The organism is Nonomuraea sp. NPDC049309, from assembly GCF_043196965.1.
GTDB classification, from domain to species: domain Bacteria; phylum Actinomycetota; class Actinomycetes; order Streptosporangiales; family Streptosporangiaceae; genus Nonomuraea; species Nonomuraea fastidiosa.
In genome coordinates this window covers 735,028-755,872 of record NZ_JBICSH010000004.1, presented here as the reverse complement: position 1 = coordinate 755,872, position 20,845 = coordinate 735,028, and the positions used below count along the sequence as shown (strand labels likewise).

Below are 20,845 nucleotides of genomic sequence, written 5' to 3'. Positions count from 1 at the left end.
ATCTTGTCGTCCACCAGGTGCAGCAGCTTCAGGATGTAGATGTAGCCCACCGCGATCGGGTAGGGGAACGGCTCGCCGGAACGCCCGTCGAACAGCTGCGCCTTACCCGTCGGCTGCACGAGCCTGTCGCCGTCGCGGTTGACGAGCGTGTTGCCGAGCAGGCCCACGATCTCGTCCTCGCCCGCGCCGTCGAAGACCGGGGTGGCGATCTTCGTCCACGGCTCGGCCTTCTCGTAGCCGTTCTCCTTGAGGTGGGCGGTCCACTGCTCCTCGATGCCGGAGATGTCCCAGCCTCTGGCGGCCACCCAGCCGAGGTGCGTCTCCAGGACCTGGCCGACGTTCATACGGCCGGGAACGCCCAGCGGGTTGAGGATGATGTCGACCGGGGTGCCGTCCTCCAGGAACGGCATGTCCTCGATCGGCAGGATCTTGGCGATGACGCCCTTGTTGCCGTGCCGGCCGGCCAGCTTGTCACCGTCGGTGATCTTGCGCTTCTGCGCGACGTAGACGCGCACCAGCTCGTTGACGCCGGGCGGCAGCTCGTCGCCGTCCTCGCGGGAGAACAGGCGCACGCCGATGACCTTGCCCTGCTCGCCGTGCGGCACCTTCAGCGAGGTGTCGCGCACCTCGCGGGCCTTCTCACCGAAGATCGCGCGCAGCAGCCGCTCCTCCGGGGTCAGCTCGGTCTCACCCTTCGGGGTGACCTTGCCGACCAGGATGTCACCCTGAACGACCTCGGCGCCGATGCGGACGATGCCCCGCTCGTCGAGGTCGGCGAGGGCCTCTTCCGACACGTTCGGAATGTCGCGGGTGATCTCCTCGGGCCCCAGCTTGGTGTCGCGGGCGTCGACCTCGAACTCCTCGATGTGGATCGAGGAGAGCACGTCGTCCTGCACCAGCCGCTGGGACAGGATGATCGCGTCCTCGTAGTTGTGGCCCTCCCACGGCATGAACGCCACCAGGAGGTTCTTGCCCAGCGCCATCTCGCCCTGGTCGGTGCAGGGACCGTCGGCGATCACCTGACCGGCCTCGACCCGGTCGCCCTCGGAGACGATCGGCTTCTGGTTGAAGCTCGTGCCCTGGTTGGAGTGCTTGAACTTGGCGATCCGGTACGTGGTGCGGGTGCCGTCGTCGTTGAGCGTGGTGACGTAGTCGGCGCACACCTCCTCGACCACGCCCGCCTGCTCGGCGAGGATCACGTCACCGGTGTCGGTCGCGGCACGGTATTCCATGCCGGTGCCGACCAGCGGCGCCTCGGCCTTGATCAGCGGCACGGCCTGACGCTGCATGTTGGCGCCCATCAGGGCCCGGTTGGCGTCGTCGTGCTCGAGGAACGGGATCATCGCGGTGGCCACCGACACCATCTGGCGCGGCGAGACGTCGATGTAGTCGACCTCTTCCTGCCTGGCCAGCTCGAACTCGCCGCCCCTGCGCCGCACCGACACCATCCGCTCGGCGAACGATCCGTCGGGGTTGAGCGCGGTGTTGGCCTGCGCGATGACGAAGCGGTCCTCCTCGTCGGCGGTGAGGTAGTCGATCTGGTCGGTCACCTTGCCGTCGACGACCTTGCGGTACGGCGTCTCGATGAAGCCGAACGGGTTGATCCTCGCGTAGCAGGCGAGGTAGCCGATGAGACCGATGTTCGGGCCTTCGGGGGTCTCGATCGGGCACATCCGGCCGTAGTGGGACGGGTGCACGTCACGGACCTCGAAGCCCGCACGCTCACGCGACAGACCGCCGGGGCCGAGCGCCGACAGGCGGCGGCGGTGGGTCAGCCCGGACAGCGGGTTGATCTGGTCCATGAAGCCCGACAGCTGCGAGGTGCCGAAGAACTCCTTCAGCGCCGCCACCAGCGGCCGGATGTTGATCAGCGTCTGCGGCGTGATCGCCTCGATGTCCTGCGTGGTCATGCGCTCGCGCACGACCCGCTCCATGCGGGCGAGGCCCAGGCGCACCTGGTTCTGGATCAGCTCGCCGACGCTGCGCAGGCGGCGGTTGCCGAAGTGGTCGATGTCGTCCACCTCGACCACCACGTCACCGCGGGCACCCGGCATCGACTCCTCACCCGCGTGCAGGTGGAGCAGGTAGTCGATCATCGCGGCGATGTCGTCCTCGGTCAGCGTGCCGACCGTGATCTCGGCGTCGACGCCCAGCTTGCGGTTGACCTTGTAGCGGCCGACCTTGGCCAGGTCGTAGCGCTTGGGGTTGAAGTAAAGGTTTTCGAGCAGGGCCTGGGCCGACTCCTTGGTGGGCGGCTCGCCGGGGCGCAGCTTGCGGTAGATGTCGAGCAGCGCGTCGTCCTGGCCGATCGTGTGGTCCTTCTCCAGCGTGGCCCGCATGGCCTCGAACCGGCCGAAGCGCTCGAGGATCTGCTCGCTCGTCCAGCCGAGCGCCTTCAGCAGCACGGTGACGGGCTGCTTGCGCTTGCGGTCGACGCGGACGCTCACACTGTCGCGCTTGTCGATCTCGAACTCCAGCCAGGCGCCCCGCGACGGGATGACCCGGCAGCCGAACAGGTCCTTATCGGAGGTCTTGTCGACGGTGCGCTCGAAGTAGACACCGGGCGAGCGGACGAGCTGCGACGACACCACGCGCTCGGTGCCGTTGATGATGAAGGTGCCCTTGGGCGTCATGAGCGGGAAGTCGCCCATGAACACCGTCTGGCTCTTGATCTCACCGGTGGTGTTGTTGATGAACTCCGCCGTCACGAACATCGGGGCGGAGTAGGTCATGTCCTTTTCCTTGCACTCGTCGACGGAGTGCTTGGGCGGCTCGAACCGGTGGTCGCGGAACGACAGGGACATGGTCCCCGAGAAGTCCTCGATGGGACTGATCTCGTCGAAGATCTCCTGCAGGCCCGACTGGAGCGGCACGTCCGACCGCCCGGCCTGGCGTGCCGCCTCGACACGGGCGCGCCATCGGTCGTTGCCGACCAGCCAGTCGAACGACTCGGTCTGCAGCGCGAGAAGGTGCGGGACTTCGAGAGGCTCGTGAATACGGGCGAACGAGACGCGACGGGGCCCGGTGAACGCGGCGGAGGCGGTGCGCGAGACTGCCAACAGAGGTCCTTCCGGATGGCACGGATGGGGCAGAGCTCCACGCATGCCAAACGACCCGTCGATCACTGGAGCGAAAGCGGGACGTCACGGCAGCGTGAGGGCAGTAGATTAACGCAGATGAGAAACGAATGTCCACCACTAAGGGGAAGTCAACCCTCCGTGCCGCTTTCACTATGTCACGACGGGGACGGCCCGTCAACAGACCCCGGCGATCGTGTCATGTCCCCCTCGGCCCGTTTTCTCCCAGGCGGGGCCTAGGGGGACCAGGGCTTATGCGCAGGTGTGGCCGGACGGCAGGCTCGTGTCGCCGCTCGGGCGGTCGGCCTGGAATCCGACGCCGCCGATGGAGGCGCCGGGCGCCAGGGTGCCGTTGTGCGCGACGTTCCTGATGGTCACCGTCTGGCCGCTGACGGTCGCGGTGCCGTTCCAGGAGCCGGCGAGCCGGTGACCGGCGGGCAGGGTCACGGCGACGGTCCAGCCGTTCATGGTCGTGGTGCCGGTGTTGGTGATGGTGAGCGGCTGGATGACATACCCGGTGCTCCACTGCGTCTGCACGGTCGGCACCGCCGTGCATCCGCCTTCCGCCGCACCCTCCTCGGTGGTGACCCGCACGGTGTCGGAGACCTGCGAGATGTTGCCCGCGGCGTCGCGGGCCCTGACCTGGTAGCGGTAGGTGGTCGCGGGGGTCAAGCCGGTGTCGGTGTACGAGGTCGTGGCGGACGTGCCGACCTGCGCGAACGTGCCGCCGCTCGCGCCCTGTGCCCGCAGGATGTCGTAGCCGGCCACGCCGGTGTCGTCCGTGGCGGCCGTCCAGGTGAGCGTGGTGCCGGTGGCGGTGGTATTCGCCGCCGTCAGGCCGGTCGGCGCGGTGGGCGGCGTGGTGTCGTCGCCGTCACCGTCGCCGCCGTCGCCGAGCGCGGGCGTCTGCCAGTCGCGCCACTCGGCCAGGTTGCCGCTCTTGTTCGCGGCGATCCGCATCGAGCCGGTGTAGTCGCCGGTGCCCAGGAGGAACTTCTGGATGTTCTGCTGCAGCGGCGTGCGCCACTCCGACCGGCTCGCGCAGTGGGTGCCGTCCTGCACGGCCGACCAGTACGTGATGTCGCCTTCCGCCCCGAGCGCCTTGTAGATCTCGGCGCCGCCCAGCGCGGCCACGCTCGCGGACCTGGCGGCGAGCCAGTCGATGTGCGGGTTGTCCATGATGAACAGCCCCCGCGGCGCGATCATGCCGATCACCGAGTGGGTGTCCACCGGCAGCCGGGCCGGACTGCCGGTGAACGGGCCGAACGCGTCGCCGAGCCAGGGCTGCTCGGAGTAGGCGCTGCTCAGCGGCTGGGCGCCGCTCTCACCCGGAATGGCGCGGAAGGCGGCCACGCCGCCGCTGCCCGACTCGATCGGCATGGTCAGCGCGATGCGCTGGTCGAACGCGCCGGCGACGAACGCGCCCTTGCCGTAGCGCGAGCAGCCGGTGACACCGGTGGCGTCGGCCCGCAGAATGCCGCCGCCGGACTGTTCGAGCACGTCGATGATCCGGCTGACGCCCCAGGCCCAGGCGGCGAGAATGCCGGTGGAGCTGTTCGCGCCGTAGATCGTGTAGAAGGCGCCCTGCTTGTTGTCGCGCGGCGTGCCCTCCCTGCCGACGGCGAGGGGGTCGTAGGTGATGACGGCCGCGCCCGCCGACTTGATCGCGGCGGTGTCGGCGCCCAGCCCGCCGAGCACGACGACGGCCGGGAAGGGGCCGTTGCCGCCCGGCAGATCGACGCCCGCCGAGAAGGAGGCGCTCCTGCCGTTGTGCGAGACGTTGACGGTGATACCGGTAGGCGACACCGTGCCCGTGACGCTGGACGGCTTGGGCTTCTCCCCGTAGACGAACTTCTCCGCCAGCCTCTTGATCTCCTCCCGGCGGCAGCGCCAGTCGGACCTGCTGGTGATGCGGGTGCCGTCCAGCCTGGTGAACGGGTCGGGCAGCAGGGAGACGGTGGGCAGGGAGCCCGCGTCGGGCAGGCCGGTGACCTGGCAGTCGGCGCCCTCGTCCTCGACTCCGGCGGCCGCGCGCGCCTCGGCCGGGGTCGTCGCCACCGCTCCCGCGGCCGCGAGCACGGCCGCCAGCGCGGATGCGACCATCCTTAAGCTGATCTTGGAGCGGGCCAAGCTGGTGATCACTGAGAGGCTCCCTTCCGGGTGGGTGTCGGCGATCAGTGTGCGAACACCCCCGAAAGGCGTCAATCATCAGCCGAAATGTTCCGGCCCCCCACCCGCGGCCCCGTTGGTGCTCACCTGCACGGACACCTCCACAGAAGCCGAAATCATCGGGAAACTAGGTGAAACCAAGCCTCCCGAGCCGCCCCACGGAGGCCCGCGCGGCGGGCAGGCGAGGGCGAGGAGACGACACGTAGCAGGAGCCGAGCCAGGCCAGCAGGCCGGGGCGCCTGGCGCGGGACCGTGGAAGAGCTCAGCGGCCGGACTGGGCCATCGCGGGCGGCTCGTCCGGGTCCTCCGGGCCGGGCTCCGCATCCGGGTCCGCCGGATCGGCTCCCGCATCCGGGTCCTCCAGACCGGACCCCGCATCCGACTCGTCCAGGCCAGACCCCACATCCGAGTCCCCTAGGCCAGATCCCGCATCCGAGCCCTCCAGGCCAGCCCCCGCATCCGAGCCCTCAGGGGCCGACACCGCGTCCGGGTTCTCGGGTGCGGACTGCGCGTCCGCGGTCTCCGCGTCGGGGCGGTCCTCCGGGCCGGCCAGCGGAAGGCGGAAGACGAATCGCGCGCCTTTGGGCGAGTCCTCGACGCGCAGCGAGCCGTTGTGCGCGCAGGCGATCTCGCGGGAGATCGCCAGGCCGAGCCCGCTCCCACCGGGGTCGCGCAGCCGCCCGTCCTCCAGGCGGACGAAGCGTTCGAAGATGCGCTCGCGGTGGGAGGGGTCGACGCCGGGGCCGTCGTCGGTGACGGCGAGCACGGCCTCGCCGTCCTGCGCGGTCAAGGTCACCTCGACGCCGGAGCCGGCGTGGCGCTGGGCGTTGGCGAGGAGGTTGTTCAGCACCCTGGCGAGCTGCACGCGCGAGCCGCGTACGACGACGCCTTCCGGCGCCTCCACCGAGACGGGCACGCGGCGCGGCAGCGCGGCGATCTCGGCGCGGACCAGCTCGCCGAGGTCGACGGGCTCGGGCGGCGCGGGCTCGCCGACCTGCAGGCGGGCCAGCGCGAGCAGGTCGTCCACGATGGCCGCGAGCCGGTCGGTGGAGGCGAGGGCGTCGCGGATGGTCTCGCGGGGGTCGATGTCATCGGGGTAGCTGACCGCCTCCTCAAGCTGCGCGCGCAGCCCGGCGATGGGCGTGCGCAGCTCGTGGGAGGTGGTGGAGGCGAAGCGGCGCTGCTGCTCCACCGCGTCCTCCAGGCGGGCGAGCGTCTGGTTGGCGGTGGTGGCGAGCTGGGCGATCTCGTCGTCGTTGTCCGGAACGGGGACGCGCTTGCTCAGGTCGCTCACGGTGATCTCGGAGATGCGCGACCTGATGGCCGCGACCGGCCGCAGCGTGCGCCCGACCACGATCCAGGTGCGGTACGCCGTGATGCCGACGAACAGCAGGATCACGCCGCCGATGAGCCACTCCAGGCGGTGCCCGACGAGCAGCCCCGGCTCGTGCACGGCCGCGTAGACGACGCATGAGTCCTCGTCGGGGCTGAGCCGGACGGCCATCAGGGCCAGGCAGCCCCCGTCTTCCTTGCATTCGACGTAGCGCTGGAACCGGTCGCCGGGCGGCGGCCGCCGCAGGCTGAGCGGGACGGTCCGCGAGGCGTGCTTGCCCGCGGCCTTGACCCGGTGGTTCGCGCCGACGATCTGGATGAGCTCGATCGGCTCGTACGAGGGGACGGGGCGCTCCAGGGCGCCGTGGTGCGCGACCGTGCTCCACTGGCTGGCCGCCCGCTCCATCTTCGCGTATGTGGCGGTCTCCACTTCGTGGCGGACCACCAGGTCCAGCGCGACACCTAGCGCGGCGTACACGACGAAGGAGAACACGGCTGCGATCACCGTGTATCTGGCTCGGATGGAGCCCTTCCATGGCCTCGTCATGAACCTAGTGTCCAAATTATGACGTTTGCTATGCAATACGCCATTTGTCGGGTTTATACGCTGGGCGCATGGACGTGCAGCTTCGCCACCTCCGCGCCTTCGTGGCGGTGGTCGACGCGGGCACTTTCACCGACGCCGCGATCCTCCTCGGCTGCTCACAGGCGACCGTCTCCCGTTCCGTCGCCGCTCTGGAGAACGCACTCGGCACCCGGCTGCTCGAACGCTCCAACAACAGCGTCAAGCTCACCCTGCCGGGCAACAGGCTCGTCGCCCGCGCGCGGCGGGTGCTCGACGAGATCTCCCGCCTCGAACAGGTCGTCAAGCAAGCCCACTCCGAGCTGCGGCTCGGCTACGCCCTCGGCGCTCTGGGCAAGCACACCCGGCACCTGACCAAGGCGTGGGCCGCCGCCTATCCGTGGCTGCCCCTGGTGTTCGTGCACTCCAACACCGCAACGGCGGGGCTGGCCGAGGGCATCGCGGACGTCTCGATCCTCCGCCGCCCGCTCGTCGATGACCGGTTCGAGACGGCGCTGGTGGGCTGCGAGGCCCGCTACGCCGCCATGGACACCGACCACACGCTCGCCAGGCGCCGCTCCGTACGCCTCGACCAGCTCACCCGCTACACCGTCGCGCTCGATCCGCGCACCGGCACCGTCACGCCCGAGCTGTGGCCGCCGGAAGCGCGGCCGAGGATCAGGGCCGTGGACGGCGTCGACGAGTGGCTCACGCTCATCGCCTGCGGCCAGGCGGTCGGCGTCACCACGGAGGCCATCGCCAACCAGCACCCCCGCCCCGGGGTCGCCTACCGCCACGTCGCCGACGCGCCGCGCGTCGAGGTGCTGCTGGCCTGGTGGAAGGACGACCCGCCGCCGTACCACGCCGCGCTGCTCGCGATGGTCCGAAGCCTGTACGGCTCCGCCCCCGTGGGCGACGGCCAGCCGCTGGAGTGCGCGGACCAGGCCGTCGCGGGCGCGGCCCGTCGCCGGTAACGGACCTGCCGGAAGGAGGGCGGATGATCTCCGCGGTCGTCATGCCGGGGCCACGAGCGCCGCTGGAGCCGCGCTCGTACGAGCGTCCCGACCTGGAGCCGGGCGCGGTGCTGCTCAGGACGCTCGGCAGCGAGGTGTGCGGCACCGACGTGCACCTGTGGGAGGGACGGCTGTCCGGCGTGCCGTACCCGATCATCCCTGGGCACGTCAGCGTGGGGAAGGTGGCCGAGCTGGGCCCGGGGCCGCCGGCGCGCGACGTCTGGGGCGAGGAGCTGCAGATCGGCCAGACCGTCACCTTTCACGACGTGCACGGCACCTGCGGCCGCTGCTGGTTCTGCACGGTCGCGCACGCCACCACCCGCTGCCCCGGGCGCAGGGTGTACGGGGTGACGATGCCCGCCGGCGAGGGGCTGTTCGGCGGCTGGGCCGAGTACATCCATCTCAAGCCCGGCATGCACGTGGTGGCCCTGCCGCCCGACCTGGACTGGCGGTCGTTCCTCGCGGGCGGCTGCGGCCTGCCGACCGCGCTGCACGCGGCCACGCTCGGCGAGATCGCCTACGGCGACACCGTGATCGTGCAGGGCACCGGGCCCGTCGGGCTCTGCGCGGTGGCGCTGGCCCAGCTCCGGGGCGCCGGGCAGGTGATCGCGATCGGCGGCTCGCGCGTGCGGCTGGAGGCGGCCGCCGGGCTGGGCGCCGACCTCGTGCTCGACATCGCCGCCATGACCGACGTCGAGCGTCTGGAGACGGTCATGGACGTGACCGGCGGCCGGGGCGCGGACGTCACCATCGAGGCGACCGGGGTGGCGTCGGCGGTGCCGCAGGGCATGCGCCTGACCCGCGACGCGGGCCGGTACGTCGTCGCCGGCCAGTACACCGACACCGGCGACGCCGTGGTCAACCCGCACCGCGACCTCAACCGCCGCCACCTGGAGGTGCGCGGCTGCTGGGGCAGCGACGCCGGCCACCTGTGGCGCGGCGTGCAGGTGCTGGCCCGCTACCAGCGGCTGTTCCCGTGGTCGAGCCTGGTCAGCGGCGAGTACGGCCTGCGCGACGCGCAGCGCGCCCTGGAGGACGTGGCGGCGCAGCGGGTGGTCAAAGCGCTGATCGTGCCGTGAGCGGGCAGGGGCGGGCTACGTCAGCTCGTGCTCCAGGAGGCCCATCATCAGGTGGTCGTAGCGCTTGCCCCGGGCACGGAACGCCTCGCGGCGGCGCCCCTCCTCCACGAAGCCCACCTTCTTGTACGCCTGCACCGCCCGCACGTTGTCGGCCACCACCCACAGCGTCAACCGGTGCAGGCCCATCTCCTCGAACGCGTAGCGGCTGATCACGCGGACGGCGTCGGTGCCGTGGCCGCCGCCCCGGTAGGCGGGTCGCCGATGGCGATGCTCTGCAGGACGGCCTCGCCGCGCACGAAGTCGGTGTCGCCGAGGACGACGTACCCGATGAACGTCTTCCCCTGCAGTGCGGAGGCCCCGGATAAGCGGAAGGCCGCCGTCCGGTAAGCTGAATAAGCGGAATGACATCGTCCGCTAAGCCCGCGCGTGCGCGCGACATAGAAAGGCGAGACCCGTGAAAGCAGTGGTCATCAAGGAGTTCGGCCCGCCCGAGGGCATGGAGGTCGTCGAGCTGCCCGATCCCGTCCCGGGTGCGGGGCAGGCGCTCGTCGCGGTGGAGGCGACCGGCGTCGCGGGCGCCGACGTGCTGATCCGCAGCGGCGCGCTCGCCGCGTACGGCTTCAGGCCCGGCCACATCCCCGGCGGCGAGATCGCCGGAACGGTCACGGCGGTCGGCCCGGGGGCGGACCCGGCGTGGGTGGGACGGCGCGTGTGGGCGGCCACCGGGACGGGCGGCGGCTACGCCGAGCAGGTGACCGTGCCGGTCACCGCGCTGCACCACCTGCCTGACGGGCTGGACGCCGTGGACGCCGTGGCGCTCGGCGGCGCGGGCGTGGTGGCGCACTTCGGCCTGCGGCACGCCCGGTTCGCGCCCGGCGAGTCGGTGCTGGTGCGCGGGGCCGCAGGGAGCCTCGGCATCATGACCGTGCAGCTCGCCGCGCGGCAGGGCGCGAGCGCGGTGGCGGTCACCACCTCATCGCGGGAGCGCGGCGAACGCCTGCGCGGGCTCGGCGCGACGCACGTGCTCGACCGGGACGGCGGCGGCGACCCGGACGCCCCCGGGACGTACGACGTGATCATCGACGTCGTCGCCGGTCCGGGGCTGCCCGCGTTCCTCGCCCGGCTCAACCCGAACGGACGCATGGTGATGGTCGGCACCGTGGCGGGCCCGCCACCCGCGGACTTCGGCATGGAGCTGCTCACGGCGTTCCAGCGGTCGCTGTCGTTCGCCACCTTCAGCGCGGCCACGGCGCCGGAGAACGAGCGGCGCGAGGTGACGGACGCGCAGCTCGCCGCCGCGAGCCGGGGCGAGCTGGCCGCCGTGGTCCACGGAGTGCTGCCGCTGGAGCGGGCGGTGGAGGCGCACCGCGCGATGGACGCGGGCGGGGTGTTCGGCAGGATCGTGCTCACCGGGGCCAAGGGCTGAGCTCACACGCCGCAGGGCAGCTCCACCCGTACGACGGTCGGCCCTCCCGGCGGGCTGGTGACCTTGAACGTGCCGTCGTGGGCCTCGACCCGGCCCCGCATGCCGTCGAGGCCCGAGCCCGCGCGTGCGTCGGCGCCGCCCCGGCCGTCGTCCACGACCTGGAGGTAGAGCCGGTCGCCGCGGCGGCGCACCTGGACGGCGGCGCGGGCGGCGCCGCTGTGCTTGGCGATGTTGGTCAGCGCCTCGGCGACCACGAAGTAGGCGGTGGCCTCGACCGACGCGGCGGCCCTGACCGGCACGTCGGCGTCCACCCGGCAGGGGACGGGGCAGTTCGCGGCGAGACCGGCGAGCGCGTCGGGCAGGCTCCGGTCGGTCAGCACGGGCGGCAGGATCTGCCGTACCACCTGGCGCAGCTCGGCGAGACCCTGCTCGGCCGCGCTCTGCGCGCGTTCGAGCGGCTCCCTGGCGGTCGTGGGGTCGCGTTCGAGCGCTCTCAGCGCGGCACCGAGCAGCACGTTGACGGTGACGAGCCGGTTCTGCGCGCCGTCGTGCAGGGCCCGCTCGATCCTGCGCAGCTCGGCGGCGTGCGCGTCGAGCGCGGCGGCGCGGGTGGCGGTGAGGTGCGCCACCCGCAGGGCGAGGTCGGCGCCCGGGTCGGGGGCCAGCAGCCGCCTGCCCGGCCAGGCCTGCAGGTGGGCGAGGAACGGCGAGACCGCGATGGTGACCACGAGGTGGCCCGGCGTGAACAGCATCACGGCGAGCGCGCTGGGCAGGTCGTCGACGATCCACAACCCCAGCGCGGCGGTCGCCGCGTCGTCGGGCGGCACCAGCCACCACCAGGCCCAGAAGGTCGCGTCCTGCACCGCGTGGATGGGGAACGTGAGCCCGAGCACGCCGACGAGCAGCCCGTACGTGCCGTGCACGAGCATCCAGGCCGCCTCGCGCCGCACCGTGGGATCGCTCAGCGCGGCCCGCAGCCCGTCCGGCGGCGGTCCTGGCTCGACGAGGTCGGGCCCCCACTCGGACAGGCGGCGGCGCTCGCGGTCGGCCACCGCGCGCAGGCCGCGCAGCGCCATGGGGGCCAGCTTGCCTCCGAGGCCGACCAGGCAGCCGAGCAGCATGATGAGCACCAGCAGCGCGGTGACCAGCGCCAGCACGGCGGTGCCGAACCCGGTGGCGAGCCGCTCGAGCGCGTCGATGGTGAGCCGGCCCCGGGCGAACGCGGCGCGCCGCAGCTTCAGCCGCCGATGTCCCCCGGTCATGGCCGGCATGTGCTCCTCCCCGTCCGGATGCCCGAGATCATCGTCGAACCGGGAGCAGCCTACACGGATCAGTGCGTTTCGGTCACGGCGCGTGTCAGGAAACGGTACCCCTGGCTATACCTGCATTGGGGCGTACGCGGGAACGACGCGAGGGGGTCCAGGCTGGTGTGCTTGTCCTGTCCGTCAAGCAGACCTTCCAAGGAATACCTAGACATGGCAGTCGACAGCACCCCCGCCACCCAGGCCTCGCCGAGCCAGAGCGGGCTCGCAGGTTTCATCCGCCGCCGCCCGCTGATCAGCTTCTTCGTCCTGGCCAACCTGCTGAGCTGGGTGGCATGGACGCCGTACGCGCTCTCCAACCAGGGCCTGGGAATCTGGGACTTCGACTTCCCCGCCCTGCTCGGCACGACCCAGTTCCTCGGCGTACTGCCGGGCGCCTACCTCGGCCCGATCTTCTCCGCCTACCTCGTGACGAGGATCACGGAGGGCAAGGAGGGGATCCGCCGCTGGGTCGGGCGCATGACGAAGTGGCGGGTGCGCTGGATCTGGTACGTGATCACCGCCGTTGGCGTGCCGGCCACCCTCGTCATCACCTCGCTGGCCCTCTCCGACGGCGCCGTGCAGACGCCGCCCGCGGCGGTGCTGGCCGCCTACATCCCCGGCCTGCTGATCCAGATGGTGACCACGGGCCTCGCCGAGGAGCCCGGCTGGCGTGACTTCGCGCTGGCCCGCATGCAGCGCAAGTACGGCCCGTTCGGCGCCACCATGATCCTCGGCCCGCTGTGGGGCGTCTGGCACCTGCCGCTCTTCCTCACCGAGTGGGGCGGCTACCCCAACGTCACCGCGCAGCACGTTCTGGTCTTCATCGGCTTCGCCTGGTCGTTCAGCTTCGTGATCACGTGGGTGTTCAACCGCACCGGCCAGAGCCTGCCGCTGATCATCGTGCTGCACGTCAGCGTCAACAACTTCATGTCGATCGCCTTCTCGGACATGTTCCCGACGATCACAGACCCCGACACCGCCGGCATGGTCACCCTGCTCGCCGGGCTCGGCGGCGCCCTGGTGGTCCTGCTGCTCACCCGCGGCCGCCTCGGCTACAAGCCCGAGGAGGACCCGAGCGCCGTTCCCGCGCTCCAGTCCGTGAACCCGAACTGAACGCGCGCGATAGCGCTTCGACAGCACCTCAGCAGCACCTCAGCAGCACGGAACAGCACTGAACGCGCGTAGCCGGGCGGGCGCGGAGGCCGTATGGGGCTTCCGCGCCCGCCCGGCTACGCTGCGATCATGGCGACCCACGAGCGGGAGATCACCGAGCCCGTCGACCTGTGCCTGCCGGACGGGCGGCTGAACCCCCGGGCGGCCGGCTGGACGCGCCGCCCGCTGCACCGGGCCAACCTGCGCGGCTGGGGCCGCACCAAGCGCTGGGAGTACTGGGGCGTGGTCACCCCGTCCCACGTGATCGGCCTGGTGGTGTCCTCCCTCGACTACGCCGGCGTGCACGGCCTGTACGTGCTGGACCGCGCGACCGGCGAGGAGCACGTCAAAGACGCGGTGGTGCCGCTGGCGCGCGGGACCGTGCTGCCGGAGCGCAGCGGCGAGGGCACCGCCTCGGCGCGCGCCCCGGGGCTGGCCGTCGATCTGGTGCAGCGGCCCGACGGCACCTCCATCCGTGCCGTGACCGCCCAGGCCGAGGTCGCGCTGGAGGTCCCGCTGCCCGAAGAGCACGAGTCGCTGGGGGTGGTGGTGCCGTGGGGGCCGCGGCGCTTCCAGTACACGGTCAAGGACGTCGGCCGCCCCGTACGCGGCCGGCTCAGGGTCGGCACGGCCTCGTACGAGATCGGCGGGCCCGAGGCGTTCGCCGTGCTGGACCACGGGCGGGGGCGCTGGCCGTACCGGGCGGTGTGGAACTGGGCCGCGGGCAGCGCGCCAGGCCGGGCGATCCAGCTCGGCGGCAAGTGGACCGACGGCACCGGGATGACGGAGAACGCGCTGTTCATCGACGGCCGGCTGCACAAGATCGGCGAGGAGCTGACCTGGCAGTACGACCGCCGCGACTGGATGAAGCCGTGGCGGATCACCGGCGAGCGGGTGCAGGCGGTCTTCACGCCGTTCCACGAGCGCGTCGCCCGTACGGAGCTGGGCGTCGTGGGCTCGGAAACGCACCAGTGCTTCGGGCACTTCAGCGGGCGGGCGCGGGCCGACGACGGCACGTGGGTCGAGCTCGACGGCCTGACCGGCTGGGCGGAGGAGGCCCGCCAGCGCTGGTGAGCCCAGGTCAGGCGCCGGAATTGCGGCGGGCGATGGCGGTGTTGAGCGCGGTGGCGAACACCGTCCACCCCGCGTACGGCGTCAGGAGCAGCGCCGCCTTCCTGTCGGCCGCCCAGGCGCTGCGGATGAGCCCCACGTTGGAGGCGTTGAGCAGCAGGATCTCGGCGAGCGCCAGCTTCGGGGTCCGGGTGCGGAAGAACAACGCGGGCCAGGCCGCGTTGAGCGCCAGGTTGGCGGCGAGCGCGCGGGTGAACGCCCGGCTCTCCGCCGCGTCCGCGCGGGAGGCGGCGCGTGCGCCCGCATAGGCGATGAGCCCGTACAAGGGGGTCCAGACCAGCGGGAACGCCTGGGGCGGCGGCTGCCAGGGAGGCTTCTTCAGCCGCTGGTACCAGGTGGAGCGGGGGTCGGTGCCGAGCGAGCCGGCGACGGCGGTGGCGGTGACCGCGAGCGCGGTCTTCAGCAGGACTTTGCCTCTCATGACCGTCCACTGCCCCGGCACCGGCGATCGACGCGCACGGCAGAAGGATTCGGCGCTCGGGTGCCGGCGATCGCGTGCGGGCGGAGGCTCGGGCGCCGGCGATCGACGCGGGCGGGTGGAGGTTCGGGCCCCGGGCCCGGCCGGCGTGAACCGGCCCGGGGCGAGGGCGTGGTCCGGCCGGGGGGCGCCATTCCCGACGGCCAGGCCGTGGCCCGGCGGCCCTTTTCTTTCAGGGCCGCGATTGCGGACGCGAGCAGCTGATCAGGCCGCCCCGCGCCCGGCGCGTACATGACGAACAAAGCCGCCTCGAAGGGGCGAGGCGGCTTTTCCAAGTGCGTTCGCGAGAACGCTCAGAAAAGCCATCGCCGCAGTTCAGGACGGATGGCGGATGACCTGCCGAGACATGTGCCGCGCATTTCTCCCGCCTTTCTCCCGTCGCTGGACGCGTTCCACGATAAGCAGGCGATCAACGCCGGGGCCACTGAATTATTCGCCGCCGCCCTTCACGATGGTGTTCCCGGAGCCGTTTCCCGAGTCGCCGCCGACGCCGAGGCGGCTCTCCGGCGTTTCCACGCGAAAGCGCGGCAGCGCATCCGGGTAGTTCTCCCTGATGTAGTTGACGAGGAACTCGCGCACGTCGCACTTGAGGTCCCACGCCGACGGCGAGTCGGCGGCGCTCATCAGGGCCCGCAGCTCGACCAGGCCGTTCTCCTGCACGTCGGTGACCTGGAGCGTCCAGTCCTTCTGGTCCCACAGCGCGTTCGTCTGCAGGAACGCGTAGAGGGCGTCGCGCAGCTCGGGCACCGGCACCGACCAGTCCACCCGCAGGTACACCACGGCGAGCACGCGGCTGCCGTGCCGGGTCCAGTTCTCGAACGGGTTCTGCGTGAAGTACGACACCGGCAGCACCAGGCGGCGCTCGTCCCAGAGCCTGAGCACGACGTACGTGAGCGTCAGCTCCTCGATGCGCCCCCATTCCTTCTCCACCACGACCACGTCGTCCAGCCTGATCGCGTCGCTGAAGGCGAGCTGCAGCCCGGCCACCACGTTGCCCAGCGTGGGCTGGGCGGCGATGCCGACGATGGCCCCGGCGATGCCCGCCGAGGCGAGCAGACCGGCGCCGAGCGCCCGCACCTGCGGGAAGGAGAAGAGCATCGCGCCGATCGCGATGACGATGATCGCGGCGGCGGCGATGCGGCGGACCAGCGCGATCTGCGTCATGATGCGCCGGGCCCGCCGGTTGCGCTCGCCCTCGACCTGGACGAGCCGTTCGAGCACGACGTCGGTCAGCGCGTACGTCGCCTGCACGATGAGCCAGGTGACGGCGGCGATGGTGACCAGGCCGAGCACCTGCTGGACGGTCCTCGCCGTGGCCCGCTCGCCCGGCGTGTCGCCGAACATGCCCGGCCCGAACACGAGGTTGAACGCGACGACGGCGGCGGTCAGGAAGGCGGGCCACGTGCAGTGCTCCAGGAGGTGACGGGCCGGGTCCCACTTACGGCTGGCCCTGCGCAGCACCCGCCTGGCCACCTCCACGAGGAGGATCGAGCCGCCCACCGAGATTCCGAGGATCGGCCAGTCCGCTGGAGACTGCACGTTTTGTTGCCCCCTATGTCTTAGGCCCTATGTCTTAGCCCTATGTCTTAGAAGGTCTCGTCAAAGCTCACATTGCCCTCTACTGCCACTTGGTACGCCGAGACACGCCGTTCGAAGAAGTTGGCGAGTTCCTGGACGTCCTGCAATTCCATGAAGGCGAACGGATTGGCAGAACCGTACCTCTTGGGCAGACCTAGACGAACCAGGCGCTGATCGGCCACGTACTCGAGGTAGTGCCGCATCTGCTCGACGCCCATGCCCGGCATGCCCTCGCCGCACAGGTCCTCGGCGAAGGCCAGCTCGGCGGCCACGGCCTCCTCCAGCATCTCCGTGACCTGCTTGCCCAGCTCGTCGTCGAACAGCTCGGGCTCCTCGGCCCGTACGGTGTCCACGACGCTGAAGGCGAACTCCATGTGCATGGACTCGTCCCTGAACACCCAGTTCGTCCCCGTGGCCAGGCCGCCGAGCAGCCCGCGCGAGCGGAACCAGTAGACGTAGGCGAAGGCGCCGTAGAAGAACAGGCCCTCGATGCAGGCGGCGAAGCAGATGAGGTTGAGCAGGAACTGGCGGCGCTGCGCGGCCGTCTCCAGCCGGTCCAGCCCCTGGATGGAGTCGATCCACTTGAAGCAGAACTCGGCCTTGTCGCGGATCGACGGGATGTGCTCGATCGCGGCGAACGCCTTGGCCCGCTCGTCCGGGTCCGGCAGGTACGTGTCGAGCAGCGTCAGGTAGAACTGCACGTGCACCGCCTCCTCGAAGAGCTGCCTGCTCAGGTACAGGCGCGCCTCGGGGGCGTTGACGTGCTGGTAGAGGTTGAGCACGAGGTTGTTGGCCACGATCGAGTCGCCGGTGGCGAAGAAGGCGACCAGCCGGTTGATCAGGTGCCGCTCCTGCGGCGTCATCTTCGCCAGGTCGGCGAGGTCGGAGTGCAGGTCCACCTCCTCGACCGTCCAGGTGTTGCGGATGGCGGCGCGGAAGCGCTCGTAGAAGGCGGGGTAGCGCATGGGCCGCAGGGTGAGGTCCATGCCGGGGTCGAGCAGCATCGTCGGGGCTCCTTACTGGCAGGCTTCGCAGGTCTCGGGGTTCTCAAGAGAGCAGGCCACCGCCTGCGCCGGGGGCGCGGCGACCGTGGTCTGCGCGATGCGCGTCGCGGGCCGCGAGCGCAGGTAGTAGGTGGTCTTCAGGCCCTTCTTCCAGGCGTAGGCGTACATCGACGAGAGCTTGCCGATGGTCGGGCTCGCCATGAACAGGTTGAGCGACTGCGACTGGTCGATGTACGGCTGCCGCGCGGCGGCCAGGTCGATGAGCGCCTTCTGCGGCAGCTCCCAGGCCGTGCGGTAGAGCTTCTTGAGGTCGCCGGGCACGCCAGGCACCTGCTGCACCGAGCCGTCGGCCCGCTTGATGTCGTCGCGCACCTGGTCGGTCCACAGCCCGCGCGCCTTCAGATCGGCCACCAGGTAGCGGTTGACCTGGAGGAACTCGCCCGACAGGGTCTCGCGCTTGAACACGTTGGACACCTGCGGCTCGATGCACTCGTAGCAGCCGGCGATCGAGGCGATGGTGGCGGTGGGGGCGATCGCGACCAGCAGCGAGTTGCGCAGGCCGGTCTCGGCGATCTTCGCGCGCAGCGCGTCCCAGCGCGGGCCGGTGGCCGCGCCGTAGTGGTCGGGGTGCAGCACTCCCCCGGCCGCCCTGGTCTCGTCGTACGAGGGGTGCCGGCCGCGCTCGGCCGCGAGGTCGGCCGAGGTGTCGTACGCGGCCAGCGCGATCTCCTCGGCGATCCTGGTGGACAGCTCGAGAGCCTGCGGCGAGTCGAACGGCAGGCGCAGCGTGAAGAACACGTCGGCGAGGCCCATCACGCCGAGCCCGATCGGCCGCCACCGCTTGTTGGCCGCCTCGGCCTGCGGCGTCGGGTAGAAGCCGAGGTCGATGGTGCGGTCGAGGACGCGTACGGCGGTGCGCACGGTGCGGCGCAGCCGCTGCCAGTCCATGTCACCGCCGTTCAGGTGGGCGGCCAGGTTGACCGAGCCGAGGTTGCACACCGCCGTCTCGGCGTCGCTGGTGACCTCCAGGATCTCGGTGCACAGGTTGGACAGGTGGATGACGTTCTCCGGGCGGGCCGTCTGGTTGGAGGTGCGGTTGGCGGCGTCCTTGAACGTCATCCAGCCGTTGCCGGTCTGGGCGAGGGTGCGCATCATGCGGCCGTACAGGGTGCGAGCGGGAATCTGCCGGACATATCGCCCGGCGGCCTCGTAAGCGCGATATCTCGCGTCGAACTCCTCCCCGTACAGGTCGGTGAGATCCGGCACCTCCTTCGGGTCGAACAGCGACCACATCTCGTCGGCCTCGACCCGGCGCATGAACTCGTCGGGCACCCAGTTGGCGAGGTTGAGGTTGTGGGTGCGGCGGGCGTCCTCGCCGGTGTTGTCGCGCAGCTCCAGGAACTCCTCGATGTCGGCGTGCCAGGTCTCCAGATAGACGCAGGCCGCGCCCTTGCGCCGGCCACCCTGGTTGACCGCCGCCACCGAGGCGTCGAGCGTGCGCAGCCACGGCACGATGCCGTTGGAGTGACCGTTGGTGCCCCTGATCAGCGAGCCGCGCGAGCGCACCCGGGTCCACGAGATGCCGATGCCGCCCGCGTACTTCGACAGCCTGGCCACCTGGCCGTACCGCTCGTAGATGGCCTCCAGCTCGTCGCGCGGCGAGTCGAGCAGGAAGCACGACGACAGCTGCGGGCGGCGCGCGCCGGAGTTGAACAGCGTGGGCGAGCTCGGCAGGTAGGACAGCGTGGACATCAGCGCGTACAGCTCGGCCGCCTCCGCGACGGTGCCGGAGAGCCCGCAGGCCACGCGCATGAAGAAGTGCTGGGGCCGCTCGAGCACCGCCCGCGTCTCGGGGTGGCGCAGCAGGTAGCGGTCGTAGACCGTACGGAGCCCGAAGTACTCGAAACGGGCGTCCGCCTCGTCCGAGACCAGCGCGTCCAGCTCGGCCGCGTGCGCGGCGACGAACCCGGCGAGGCGGTCCTGGATCAGCCCGGCCGCGTGCGTGGCGGCGATGGACTCGGAGAACGTCCGCACGCCGTGCCCGGCCGCCTCGTCGGCGATCTCCTCGGCCAGCAGCGCGGCGGCGACCCGGGAGTTGGCCGGATCGGCGATCACCCGGGCGGCGGCCTCCTCGATGGCCAGCCGGCGGTCAACCTCAACGATCTGGGTCACGTGCTCTCTCCCTCGCGAGCCTCCCCTCGAAAGGCAGGCGAGAGCACGGCGGAGCGCGGCGCGGCGCGCCGATCCCGCGTGTGCCCGGCCCGCCCTCGAGGCCATGAACACTGCGCGCACGGGCACGCGGCCCGGCGCATCACTGGCAGGTCTTCGGGCTTGCGGGCACGCTCCGTGGAGCACCTAATGGCCGTCGCTTCCCGGATCTCTCCAGTGCTGATGACGGCGGTCGTTCCCGCTCACCGCTGCGGGGCAGCCCCGGAATCTCACCGGGTTCCCTTTTGCTCCGCCTCGGACGAGGCGAACCAGCGACGAGCGAGATCCTACATCTAGTGGCCGTTCCCGCAACTACCCCAGCATGTTGTGGCTTTGGCCGTGTCGACCATCCCGAGATCGCGCAGCACGGCGCGGGTTCGGGCCAGCTCGGTGTCCAGCCAGAGGGCGAAGTCGTCGCCGGCCAGCGGGATCGGCAGCCAGCCCGCGGCCCGGCAGGCGGCCTCCCACGCGGATGAGCCGAGGATCTCGTCGCACATGCGCACGGCCGCATCGCGGCTCTCCTCGGCCATGCCTTCGGGGCCGAACGCGCCCACCCAGTCCTTGAAGTCCACCCGCACGCCGCACTCCAGCAGGGCCGGCGCGTCCAGCTCGGGCAGGCGGGCGGCCGACGAGACCGCGAGCGGCCTGATCCGCCTGCGCTCGATCCCGGCCCGCCAGGCCGACAGCGGTCCCGCGGCGGCCACGGCCCTGCCGGACAGCAGCGCGGCCATGACCTCGGCCTCGCTGGGGTAGCCGGTGTAGTCGACCTGCCGGGTGTCGGCGCCGAGCGCCCGCGCGATGAGGCCGAACAGCAGGTGGTCGGGCTCGCCCGGCGAGCCGCCGGCCAGCCGGGTGTGCCCGGGGTCGGCCAGCATCCGCGCGCCGAAGTCGTCGAAGTCCTTCAGCGGCGAGCCGTCGGGGACGACCACGACCAGGGCCTCGCCGCTGAGCCTGGCGAGCGGGGTGGCGGTTCCGACGATGCTCTGGCTGTTGTTGAGCTCGGCGGCCGCCGCCGCGGGCAGGCCGCTCAGCGCCAGGTCGAAGCCGCCGCCCGGTTGGTAGCCGACGGCCTGCGCGGCCCCCGCGAACGCCTGCCCGACCCGCTCGCAGCGCCTTCCGTCCGGCCTGAGCGTGAACCCGGTGACCGGCACGGATCCCCCGGCCCGCTCGGTCCCGCAGCCGGCGACGGCGGCCGCCAAGCCGAGGCCGCAGGCCAGAAAGCGCCGGCGGCGCATGTGCTTCTCCCCCGAAACCCCCATTACTCCAGGTTATTAACCGATTACGGCAGGCTATACACCGGGGTCACGGTAGTTATTCAAAATCGCTATATTT

Annotated in this window: 15 protein-coding genes and 1 riboswitch; of the genes, 5 read left to right on the top strand and 10 right to left on the bottom strand. The window is 71.2% G+C overall.

The window, feature by feature from the left end:
* From rpoB to ACGFIM_RS28425, 3 genes are all read right to left on the bottom strand, one after another.
* A partial coding sequence (rpoB, locus tag ACGFIM_RS28435; protein WP_393205859.1) for a DNA-directed RNA polymerase subunit beta occupies positions 1 to 3,059 on the bottom strand: 3,059 nt, incomplete at its 3' end.
* Positions 3,060 to 3,329: 270 nt separating this feature from the next.
* The gene (locus tag ACGFIM_RS28430) at positions 3,330 to 5,219 is read right to left on the bottom strand and encodes a cellulose binding domain-containing protein (protein WP_393205856.1); all 1,890 of its coding nucleotides are present in this window, start codon (positions 5,217 to 5,219) and stop codon (positions 3,330 to 3,332) included.
* Between the two features lie 289 nt (positions 5,220 to 5,508).
* On the bottom strand, positions 5,509 to 7,125 hold the full coding sequence (locus ACGFIM_RS28425; RefSeq protein ID WP_393205853.1) for a sensor histidine kinase: 1,617 nt from the start codon (positions 7,123 to 7,125) through the stop codon (positions 5,509 to 5,511).
* Positions 7,126 to 7,193: 68 nt separating this feature from the next.
* Here ACGFIM_RS28425 and ACGFIM_RS28420 point away from each other — a divergent pair, with 68 nt between their 5' ends.
* Together ACGFIM_RS28420 and ACGFIM_RS28415 are read left to right on the top strand one after the other, a co-directional pair.
* Entirely contained in the window at positions 7,194 to 8,114 is a 921-nt protein-coding gene (locus ACGFIM_RS28420) for a LysR family transcriptional regulator (protein ID WP_393205850.1), read from the top strand.
* Positions 8,115 to 8,137: 23 nt separating this feature from the next.
* Positions 8,138 to 9,232 carry a zinc-binding dehydrogenase gene (locus ACGFIM_RS28415; RefSeq protein WP_393205847.1) on the top strand — a complete coding sequence of 365 codons (1,095 nt, stop codon included), beginning with the start codon at positions 8,138 to 8,140 and terminating at the stop codon, positions 9,230 to 9,232.
* A 15-nt stretch (positions 9,233 to 9,247) separates the two neighbouring features.
* On the opposite strand, the gene ACGFIM_RS28410 is transcribed toward ACGFIM_RS28415, so the two are convergent.
* On the bottom strand, positions 9,248 to 9,445 hold the full coding sequence (locus ACGFIM_RS28410; protein WP_393205845.1) for a GNAT family N-acetyltransferase: 198 nt from the start codon (positions 9,443 to 9,445) through the stop codon (positions 9,248 to 9,250).
* Positions 9,446 to 9,686: 241 nt separating this feature from the next.
* On the opposite strand from ACGFIM_RS28410, the gene ACGFIM_RS28405 reads away from it, so the two are divergent.
* Complete coding sequence (locus ACGFIM_RS28405) at positions 9,687 to 10,658, top strand: zinc-binding dehydrogenase (protein WP_393205842.1); 972 nt, start codon at positions 9,687 to 9,689, stop codon at positions 10,656 to 10,658.
* A gap of 2 nt (positions 10,659 to 10,660) precedes the next feature.
* Here the strand turns inward: ACGFIM_RS28405 and ACGFIM_RS28400 are convergent, their stop codons facing one another.
* Complete coding sequence (locus ACGFIM_RS28400; protein WP_393205840.1) at positions 10,661 to 11,920, bottom strand: sensor histidine kinase; 1,260 nt, start codon at positions 11,918 to 11,920, stop codon at positions 10,661 to 10,663.
* A gap of 213 nt (positions 11,921 to 12,133) precedes the next feature.
* Between ACGFIM_RS28400 and ACGFIM_RS28395 the strand changes: the two genes are divergently transcribed.
* The gene (locus ACGFIM_RS28395) at positions 12,134 to 13,075 is read left to right on the top strand and encodes a CPBP family intramembrane glutamic endopeptidase (protein ID WP_393205838.1); all 942 of its coding nucleotides are present in this window, start codon (positions 12,134 to 12,136) and stop codon (positions 13,073 to 13,075) included.
* 129 nt (positions 13,076 to 13,204) lie between these two features.
* Positions 13,205 to 14,188, top strand: a complete 984-nt coding sequence (locus tag ACGFIM_RS28390; protein WP_393205835.1) for a DUF2804 domain-containing protein — start codon at positions 13,205 to 13,207, stop codon at positions 14,186 to 14,188.
* 7 nt (positions 14,189 to 14,195) lie between these two features.
* Here the strand turns inward: ACGFIM_RS28390 and ACGFIM_RS28385 are convergent, their stop codons facing one another.
* From ACGFIM_RS28385 to ACGFIM_RS28365, 5 genes are all read right to left on the bottom strand, one after another.
* Positions 14,196 to 14,666 (bottom strand): TspO/MBR family protein, encoded by a 471-nt coding sequence (locus ACGFIM_RS28385; RefSeq protein ID WP_393205833.1) that lies wholly within the window; start codon positions 14,664 to 14,666, stop codon positions 14,196 to 14,198.
* Positions 14,667 to 15,152: 486 nt separating this feature from the next.
* Positions 15,153 to 16,262: a mechanosensitive ion channel family protein gene (locus ACGFIM_RS28380; RefSeq protein WP_393205830.1), complete on the bottom strand. Its 1,110-nt coding sequence runs from the start codon at positions 16,260 to 16,262 to the stop codon at positions 15,153 to 15,155.
* Between the two features lie 47 nt (positions 16,263 to 16,309).
* Positions 16,310 to 17,305, bottom strand: a complete 996-nt coding sequence (locus tag ACGFIM_RS28375) for a ribonucleotide-diphosphate reductase subunit beta (protein WP_393205827.1) — start codon at positions 17,303 to 17,305, stop codon at positions 16,310 to 16,312.
* A gap of 12 nt (positions 17,306 to 17,317) precedes the next feature.
* Positions 17,318 to 19,477 carry a ribonucleoside-diphosphate reductase subunit alpha gene (locus ACGFIM_RS28370; RefSeq protein WP_393205824.1) on the bottom strand — a complete coding sequence of 720 codons (2,160 nt, stop codon included), beginning with the start codon at positions 19,475 to 19,477 and terminating at the stop codon, positions 17,318 to 17,320.
* A 126-nt stretch (positions 19,478 to 19,603) separates the two neighbouring features.
* A riboswitch (cobalamin riboswitch) is annotated at positions 19,604 to 19,802 on the bottom strand.
* Between the two features lie 4 nt (positions 19,803 to 19,806).
* Positions 19,807 to 20,772 carry a tripartite tricarboxylate transporter substrate-binding protein gene (locus tag ACGFIM_RS28365; protein WP_393205821.1) on the bottom strand — a complete coding sequence of 322 codons (966 nt, stop codon included), beginning with the start codon at positions 20,770 to 20,772 and terminating at the stop codon, positions 19,807 to 19,809.
* Positions 20,773 to 20,845 lie beyond the last annotated feature (73 nt).